The 8,352-nt window shown below is 41.9% G+C and carries 7 protein-coding genes and 1 rRNA gene; all 8 read left to right on the top strand.

Annotated elements, in window-relative coordinates; translation table 11 throughout:
* The first annotated feature begins 172 nt into the window (after positions 1–172).
* A 5S ribosomal RNA gene (gene rrf / locus ACK8HY_RS08555) occupies positions 173–284 on the top strand.
* 770 nt (positions 285–1,054) lie between these two features.
* A complete protein-coding gene (gene ccoN / locus ACK8HY_RS08550; RefSeq protein WP_416133367.1) occupies positions 1,055–3,193 on the top strand; it encodes a cytochrome-c oxidase, cbb3-type subunit I in 2,139 nt (712 codons plus the stop codon).
* Between the two features lie 4 nt (positions 3,194–3,197).
* The gene (locus ACK8HY_RS08545; RefSeq protein WP_077432449.1) at positions 3,198–3,392 is read left to right on the top strand and encodes a hypothetical protein; all 195 of its coding nucleotides are present in this window, start codon (positions 3,198–3,200) and stop codon (positions 3,390–3,392) included.
* Positions 3,393–3,395: 3 nt separating this feature from the next.
* Entirely contained in the window at positions 3,396–4,289 is an 894-nt protein-coding gene (locus tag ACK8HY_RS08540) for a cbb3-type cytochrome c oxidase N-terminal domain-containing protein (protein WP_416133366.1), read from the top strand.
* A 15-nt stretch (positions 4,290–4,304) separates the two neighbouring features.
* Positions 4,305–5,693 (top strand): cytochrome c oxidase accessory protein CcoG, encoded by a 1,389-nt coding sequence (ccoG, locus tag ACK8HY_RS08535; RefSeq protein ID WP_416133365.1) that lies wholly within the window; start codon positions 4,305–4,307, stop codon positions 5,691–5,693.
* Positions 5,694–5,703: 10 nt separating this feature from the next.
* On the top strand, positions 5,704–6,126 hold the full coding sequence (locus tag ACK8HY_RS08530; RefSeq protein WP_077432452.1) for a FixH family protein: 423 nt from the start codon (positions 5,704–5,706) through the stop codon (positions 6,124–6,126).
* 9 nt (positions 6,127–6,135) lie between these two features.
* Positions 6,136–6,825: a sulfite exporter TauE/SafE family protein gene (locus ACK8HY_RS08525; RefSeq protein ID WP_077432453.1), complete on the top strand. Its 690-nt coding sequence runs from the start codon at positions 6,136–6,138 to the stop codon at positions 6,823–6,825.
* Positions 6,826–6,882: 57 nt separating this feature from the next.
* Positions 6,883–8,346 (top strand): cardiolipin synthase, encoded by a 1,464-nt coding sequence (gene cls, locus ACK8HY_RS08520; protein WP_077432454.1) that lies wholly within the window; start codon positions 6,883–6,885, stop codon positions 8,344–8,346.
* The last annotated feature ends 6 nt before the right edge of the window (positions 8,347–8,352 follow it).

The raw sequence follows: 8,352 nt of genomic DNA, 5'->3' as shown, positions 1-8,352 counted from the left end.
GGTACTAATAGCCCGAAGCTTTCTCAAGCAGACAGACACTGTTGTCTTCCTCTTTAATTTTTGCAACACTCTTTCAGTATATATGTCAATATAGTTTGAGCTATAGGATGTGTATTTCCCTGCAAAGGGATCTAAATACTAACATCTGACTACTTGATACTATAAAAAAACTTTAGGTGCCTATATCGGCGGTGTCTACCTCTTCCCATTCCGAACAGAGCAGTCAAGCCCGCCAGAGCCGATGGTATTGCCGTAACAGGTGGGAGAGTAGGTCGGTGCCTTTTTTTACACGGAAGCCCTTGCTGGAAACAGTCAAGGGCTTCTTTCGTTTGTATACTTTTGCCGGAAACCGGCGGTAACAGTAGCCGTAAAACCAACAACAAGAACCGTAGCGGCAAAGACACCAGCAGTCGCATCAGCAACAGCATTCCCTCCGGAGTTTTCTCTTCTCCTCTTTTCTGCAGCCGGCCAGCCGGGCTGGATAGGGAGTTCCGTACAGTCCCTTTATTCCTGCAATTGGATTATTGGACAATCGTTTAGGAGCAAGGGTAACAGCAGTCGTAAAACCAACAAAACCGTAGCGGCAATAGCTGTAGCAGCAAGAGTGATAGCAGCAAGGGTAACAGCAGTCCCACCGGAGTTTTCTCTTCTCCTGCTTTTCTGCAGACGGCCAGCCGGGCTGGATGGGTAGTTCCTACTGCCAATACTATGACTGAGAAGTGCTGCGATATATTCCAAGTTTAGAAACTCCTCTAAATCGTTCCCAGAGAGAAAGTCCTAATTTATCTATCATATACTTTCCACACGCGTGAAGCACACTTTTCTCCTAGATGAAAGTGACAGCCATCACTTTTATTGTCAAAATAAATCGCAATAATTGTTTTTTTTTCTCCTTTTTTGCTTTAAACCGCTTAAAATCAGTGGCTAGGGAGTGGATATCTGTTCATTTGACCTATAGAAGCAAGGTGACGTAGATCACTTCTGCACGCATTGTCTATCATTAGATTGTCATAAAATGCTGCTTACTTTTGATTCAGAATCAACAATTTAAGTAATGCAGTTAGAGCAATTTAATTACGACAATAGAATTGTCAGAAATTTCGGAATCGCTACCATTATTTGGGGGATAGTTGGTATGACCATAGGATTGCTTGTGGCAACGCAGCTTGTTTGGCCTCAGATGAACCTCGGATTGCAATACACCACATTCGGCCGTGTGCGGCCAGTACACACTAATGCGGTGATATTTGCTTTCGTAGGTAATGGTATTTTCATGGGGGTCTATTACTCCTTACAACGTGTACTCAAAGCGAGAATGTTTAGTGATGCTTTAAGTAAGCTCCATTTTTGGGGTTGGCAGTTAATTATTGTCGCCTCGGCTATCACTCTTCCGCTAGGACTTACTTCAAGTCACGAGTACGCTGAAATGGAATGGCCAATTGATATCGCAATTACCCTAATCTGGGTGGTGTTTGGGATCAATATGTTTGGTACAATTATCAAAAGGCGTGAACGTCATATGTACGTGGCAGTTTGGTTCTACATTGCTACATTCGTTACAGTAGCGGTGCTACATATCGTCAACTCCATTCAGCTGCCTGTAGCAGGATGGAAAAGCTACTATGTTTATAAAGGTGTGCAAGATGCGCTCGTGCAATGGTGGTATGGCCATAATGCTGTCGCATTTTTCCTAACGACTCCTTATTTGGGTATGATGTACTACTTCTTGCCGAAAATGGCTAATCGTCCGGTTTATTCCTATAAATTAAGTATCCTGCACTTTTGGTCATTGATCTTTATCTATATCTGGGCCGGCCCTCACCATTTGTTATATACGGCATTACCAAGCTGGGTTCAGTCCCTGGGTGTAGTATTTTCGATTATGCTGATTGCGCCTAGTTGGGGCGGTATGATAAACGGGCTGTTGACACTGCGCGGTGCTTGGGATAAAGTACGGACCGAACCTATGTTGAAATTTATGGTCGTCGCACTGACCTGTTATGGTATGGCAACGTTTGAAGGTCCAATGCTGTCGTTAAAGCAGGTAAATGCAATTGCTCACTTTACAGATTGGATCGTTGCGCACGTACACGTGGGTGCATTGGGCTGGAATGGTTTTATGACGTTCGGTATCCTCTACTGGCTAATACCACGTATTTATAAAACAGAACTTTATTCGAAGAAATTAGCCTCAACCCACTTTTGGATCGGTACACTTGGAATTTTGTTTTATGCTATTCCGATGTATTGGGCAGCAGTCGTACAAGGGCTGATGTGGAAAGAGTTTACACCGGAAGGCGTTTTGAAATATCCAAACTTCTTAGCAACTACATTGGAAATTCTACCAATGCATATGATGAGAGCTTTAGGTGGTGCACTTTACTTATCAGGTGTCTTCCTGATGACCTTCAACCTGATTAAGACGATGAAGCAAGGAAGGCTGATGGCTAATGAGCCCGCCGAAGCGCCAGCTCTATTACCGGTTCAGGTCAATGAACAGTCCCAGCACCGACGTCTGGAACGTAAACCGATCTTATTTATGGTATTGGCACTTATCGCAATCCTAATCGGTGGTATGGTTGAGATGGTTCCTACATTCACCATTTCCAAAAACGTGCCGACAATCGCAAGTGTACAGCCTTATACAGCATTGGAGCTGCAGGGACGCGACCTTTATGTCAGAGAGGGCTGTGTCAACTGCCATACGCAGGCAATCCGTCCTTTTAGGTCAGAAACTGCCCGTTACGGCGAATATAGTAAGGCTGGTGAATATGTCTACGATACACCGTTCTTATGGGGCTCCAAACGCACCGGACCTGATTTGCACCGAATTGGCTCAAAATATCCCAATAAATGGCATTTTGATCACCTTTTGGATCCAACCATCACTTCCCCGGGAAGTATTATGCCTTCATATCCTTGGCTAATAGACCAGCAATTGGACAACGCTATTTTGAAAGATAAAATGGAGGCCCTCCGCAAATTGGGAATTCCTTATACGGACGCTGCGATAGCAAATGCGGAACAGGATCTGCACAGACAGGCACAGAAAATTGCCGACGATCTGAAACAGAATCAAGTCAATGTATTAGCCGACCGTGAGATTATAGCCGTAATTGCTTATTTACAACGATTGGGAACGGATATAAAAGCAGCTCCGAAAGTGGCTCAGGAAGTTAACGCAAATCAATAATACTATGTTTAAACAGATCACAAATTTGAACGGAAGTGAGCTTTACCTTATTGTATCACTTTGGATATTCCTGATTTTCTTTATTTCGGTCACAATCATGTTGTTTCGCATGAAAAAGGACTATGTGAACTATATGAAGGAACTTCCTTTGGAAGAGGAAACCGAAAAGGAAATGAATCATTCACCTGAAAGTATATAGTATATGAGTTTATTATTAGATACTGCACCTACCGTGGTAGAAGCTGTTCAGTCTACCTGGGGTTTTGGTACGGATAATTTATACACAGACATCTTAATTATCGTATTGATTGTCGTGATGTTGGCCCTTCTGGCCTCGGCATTGATGGTCAACCGCGCGATGAAATCCATCATTAGGATTACGATGCCTGAATTGGTCAAAGAAGAACAGCTCAAAAAATTGGCCAATAAGGGATGGTTGAAACGATCCTGGAACAAGATCATGGGAATAAGACCTATTTCAGAGGAAAAGGACATTGTTATCGATCACGAATATGATGGTATCCGCGAACTGGACAATCCCATTCCTATCTGGTTTAATTTTTTATTCTACGGAACGATCTTCTTTGGAGTGGTCTACTTATTCATCTATCAGGTTTCTGGGATCGGTATGAACCAGGACCAGGAGTATGCACATGAAATGGTTGTCGCAGAAAAGGAAAGACAAGCGTATCTAGCTGCTTCTGCGAGTAATGTAGATGAAAATACGGTAGAATATGAACCAGATATGGCGGTTGAAGGGAAAGCAATATTCGCTGCAAACTGTGTCGCCTGTCATGGTGGGAGTGGGGAAGGTGGTATTGGCCCCAATTTGACGGATAAATTTTGGTTGCATGGCGGTGAGATTAAAGACCTCTTCAAAACTATTAAGTATGGTGTGCCGGATAAAGGAATGGTTCCTTGGGAGCAAACCTTGAGTCCAGCGCAAATCGCACAGGTGGCGAGTTACATCGTTACCCTGAGAGATACACATCCTGCCAATCCAAAGGAACCACAAGGAGAAGAAGTGACTTATGGGAATGCTGAGGATGCCGCAAAGCCAAATGATGGCACAGGGACAGAAAAAAAGGCCGAATAGTAAATCAAGATAGCAATGAGTACAGTAGCAGTTAATAATGCCAATAATGGTGGGTCTAAGTCAAAAAAGAGACAGTGGATCTATGCCAAAAAACCGCAGGGAGCACTCTATAAAAAGAGACAATGGGTTGGTTATACACTGCTACTGTTCTTATTTGTGGCTCCTTTTCTTAAGGTAAATGGCGAGCCGTTCTTGATGTTCAATATTATCGAACGGAAATTTTCGATTTTAGGAAACCTTTTTTACCCACAGGACCTTTATATTTTCGTCTTTGGGATGTTGATCGTCATGGTATGCGTGGTCCTATTTACCGTGGTATTTGGACGTGTTTGGTGTGGATGGACATGTCCACAGACGATTTTTCTCGAGCTGATTTTCAGAAGGATTGAATATTGGATTGAAGGGGATTGGCAGCAACAGAAAAAAAGTGATGAAGGCCCCAACACGGATCAGAAACAGATGAAGAAGCTATTGAAGCATAGCATATTTCTGATTATTTCGTTTTTTATATCGAACATCTTTTTGGCTTATATCATCGGTTCAGATGCATTGATTAAAATAATTACCGATCCATTGGATCAGCATATTGCCGGCCTAATTTCCATTATCTTATTCACCTTGGTATTTTATGCTGTATTTGCCTATATCAGAGAAATTGTATGCATTGCAATTTGTCCCTATGGAAGATTGCAAGGCGTCCTGCTGGATGATCAAAGTATTACAGTAGCTTACGATCATAGACGGGGTGAACCCAGAGGAAAGCAGCAAAAAGGTGCTTCCACTAAACAGGGGGACTGTGTGGATTGTAAACTCTGTGTGCACGTTTGTCCAACAGGAATTGATATCCGCAAAGGCCTACAATTGGAATGTGTGAGCTGCACCGCATGTATTGATGCTTGTGATGCTGTCATGGAAAAAATCGGAAAGCCAAAAAAACTGATCGGTTTTTACCCCATGGGGGAGATTGAAGGTACAGTCAAGAAGAAAAGCAACGTGCGGGCGGTGGCATATTCCATTGTTTTGGTGCTGCTGATGTCGGTATTTGGTTTTTTGCTGTTCAATCGCTCTCAAGTTGATGGACGATTGTTAAGGGCAAAAGGAAGTACCTACCAGCTTCGCGAGGATAAGACAATCAGTAATCTTTACGCCTTGGAGTTAATTAACAAATCGGGTAAAGAAATGCCTTTTCGACTGGTATGTGAGGATCCGAGACTCAAAATCCAACTGGTCAACCCCATCCAAAAGCTCAGTAAAGACGGGCATGCTACCTTAAGTTTCTTTTTGATTATCGCGAACAAGGACGTCGAAACATATAAAAGTAATATCAAATTATCCATCTATTCGGGAGATAAAAAAGTGGAGAGTCTAAAAACTACTTTCATCGCTCCTCCTGGAATGAATTAAAAATAAAACAATGAATTGGGGTACAAAAATTTTTTTGAGCTTGGCGGTATTTATGTTGTGCATCGTTGCTGCCGGATTTTACATGGTTACCCATGATACAGACAGCTTAGAAGAGGATGATTATTACGAGCAGGGGCTGAATTACGACAAAGCTTATGAGAAGAAGCAAAATGTGCTGAATATGAAAGAATCGCCAACTGTGGAAATCAGAAAAGATACACTCTACATACATTTTGTCTCCAAAATAAACAAAGGGAAACTATTGTTCCGTAAGCCTTCGGATAATAAGCTGGATAGGGAGTTGCCATTTCAGACAACGGCTAATCTGTTTGTATTGCCTATCTCTACATTCGACAAGGGAATGTGGAATTTGTACGTGGACTGGAAAAGCGAAGGCAGGGATTTTTTATTTGAGGAACATATTTTATTTTAAACCGGGAGCATGAGCTATACCTATTTTGCATTCTTTATGGGGCTATTTGGAAGTATCCACTGTGCGGTCATGTGCGGTCCTCTAATTTTTGCGATTGAGGGCAGGCAAGGCCTGAGTTGGTCTAATTTTTTAAATAAGGTATTGTATCAATTAGGCCGGGTTTTGACTTATGGTGGTCTGGGATTTCTTTTGGGAACCATTGGTACATTTGCACAAATTCAAGGATGGCAACGTGCATTAAGCTGGATCACAGGAATAATATTGGTGCTGATTGCAGTGTTCCAGCTTGTAGGGAAAAACAACCGTACCATTGCCCATTTACAAACCCGTTCGGTGCAGCCGGTTGTCAAGTTATTGTCCCAATGGCTGTACAGACCCGGAGGAAGTTTTGTCGCGGGCATATTGAACGGCTTGTTACCCTGTGGTATGGTGTATATGGCTTTAATGTCAGCAATGAATGCGGATAGTTCGCAACAGAGTTTCCTATTCATGCTCTGCTTTGGATTGGGGACAATACCACTTTTATTTCTGTTTTCCTTTTTGGGGAACTTCTCCAGATCTTTCAAAATTGGCTTTTCGAAATGGATGCCTTTTCTATATTTTCTGCTTGGAATTTGGTTTATACTTCGTGGGGCGAACTTAAATATCCCTTATTTAAGCCCGCTGATTCATATTGAAGGTGCGATAAACTGTGCTTGAAAGCAAACAATTTGTCAGGGCTAAGTATTATATTTGATATTAAACTTAGCACATCATATGGAGGTACTTCATCATATTTTACAAATTGCTTTACAATATTACTGGATTCCCTTACTCATCTTATATATCGGTGTCATCGGCACCATCTTGATTGAAAACCGTAACCCTGCCAAAACGATTGCTTGGATTATGGTGATTGTTTTTCTACCTGTAATCGGTCTGCTCAGCTACTATTTCTTTGGCCAAAAATTTAAGAAAGTTAAAAGAATGAAGCGAATGTACCGCGAGCAATCAAAAAAATTACTCGATGCCTGGCGAAAAGAATCGGAGATTATGGAGGAACATATTGATACCCTGAATGAACGTATAGGGAGTTTGGCCATGGTCTATCGATACCTTAAAAATCAGAAAATATCCACATTCTCGCTGAATAATGATGTCACTCTGTTTATTAATGGTGAAGAAAAGTTTCCGGTATTGATTCAAAAATTGAAGGAGGCAAAACATTCGATTCATATGGAGTATTATATCTGGGAAATGGATGAGATCGGACGTGAAATATTGGATATTTTGGAAGAGCGGGCAAAAGCTGGAGTGAAGGTACGTCTGATTTTAGATAGTTTTGGCGCACCGGATGTGATTAAATATTTACATAGACATAAGCCCGATTTTCTGTTTGAAGCGTTTTTGCCAGTTACCTTTACTTCATTGGCTAACAGCAACTACCGAAATCACCGTAAAATTGTAGTGATTGACGGAAAAGTTGGTTTTGTAGGTGGGATCAATATCTCGGATCGTTATATCAACAATGGGAAAAACGATATTTACTGGCGCGATACAGCGATGATGATCATTGGAGCTGCCGTTAATACCTTACAAATTCAGTTTTGGAACAGCTGGAACCAGACGGATGGGGAATCTTTTGAGTTGGGGAAAGGTTATTTAAATCGATTTCCTGTGACCGATGAAGACGAAAGTGGGGTTGGTTTTACAGCGAGTGACCCGGGGTCTCCTGCTCCTTTTAATATGGAGGCAATTATAGCCGGTATCAACGAGGCAAAGGAGTATGTTCAATTGTGTACGCCCTATTTTATTCCGAGTGATCAACTGACGACAGCGCTGATGCTGGCGGTTTCTTCGGGGGTGCGCGTTGATCTGATGTTACCCGCACAATCTGATTCCTTTTTTGTACAACATGCTTCGTTTTCTTTTATTAAACCATTACTTGAAAGGGGGGTGAATGTATATCTTTATACGAAAGGATTTCTCCATGCCAAAACGATCTGTATCGACAGTAAACTAGCCTATATCGGCACAACTAACCTGGATATCAGAAGTTTTTATATCAATTTTGAGATATCGGGAATAGTCTCCGATAAAGCGCTTTGTGAACGCATGAACAATCAATTTCTTGCAGATATTGAAGCTTCAGATTTAATTACAATGCGTAAATGGATGCAGCGAAGTCGATGGAAGCGAGGAGTGGATTCCATTTGTCGTTTGCTTGCACCTTTATTATAACTGGCT

Source organism: Sphingobacterium sp. NGMCC 1.201703 (assembly GCF_047784615.1).
In the GTDB taxonomy this organism is placed as follows: Bacteria; Bacteroidota; Bacteroidia; order Sphingobacteriales; family Sphingobacteriaceae; genus Sphingobacterium.
The sequence above is the reverse complement of the archived record's forward strand: the minus strand, read 5'-3'. Positions and strand labels throughout refer to the sequence as shown.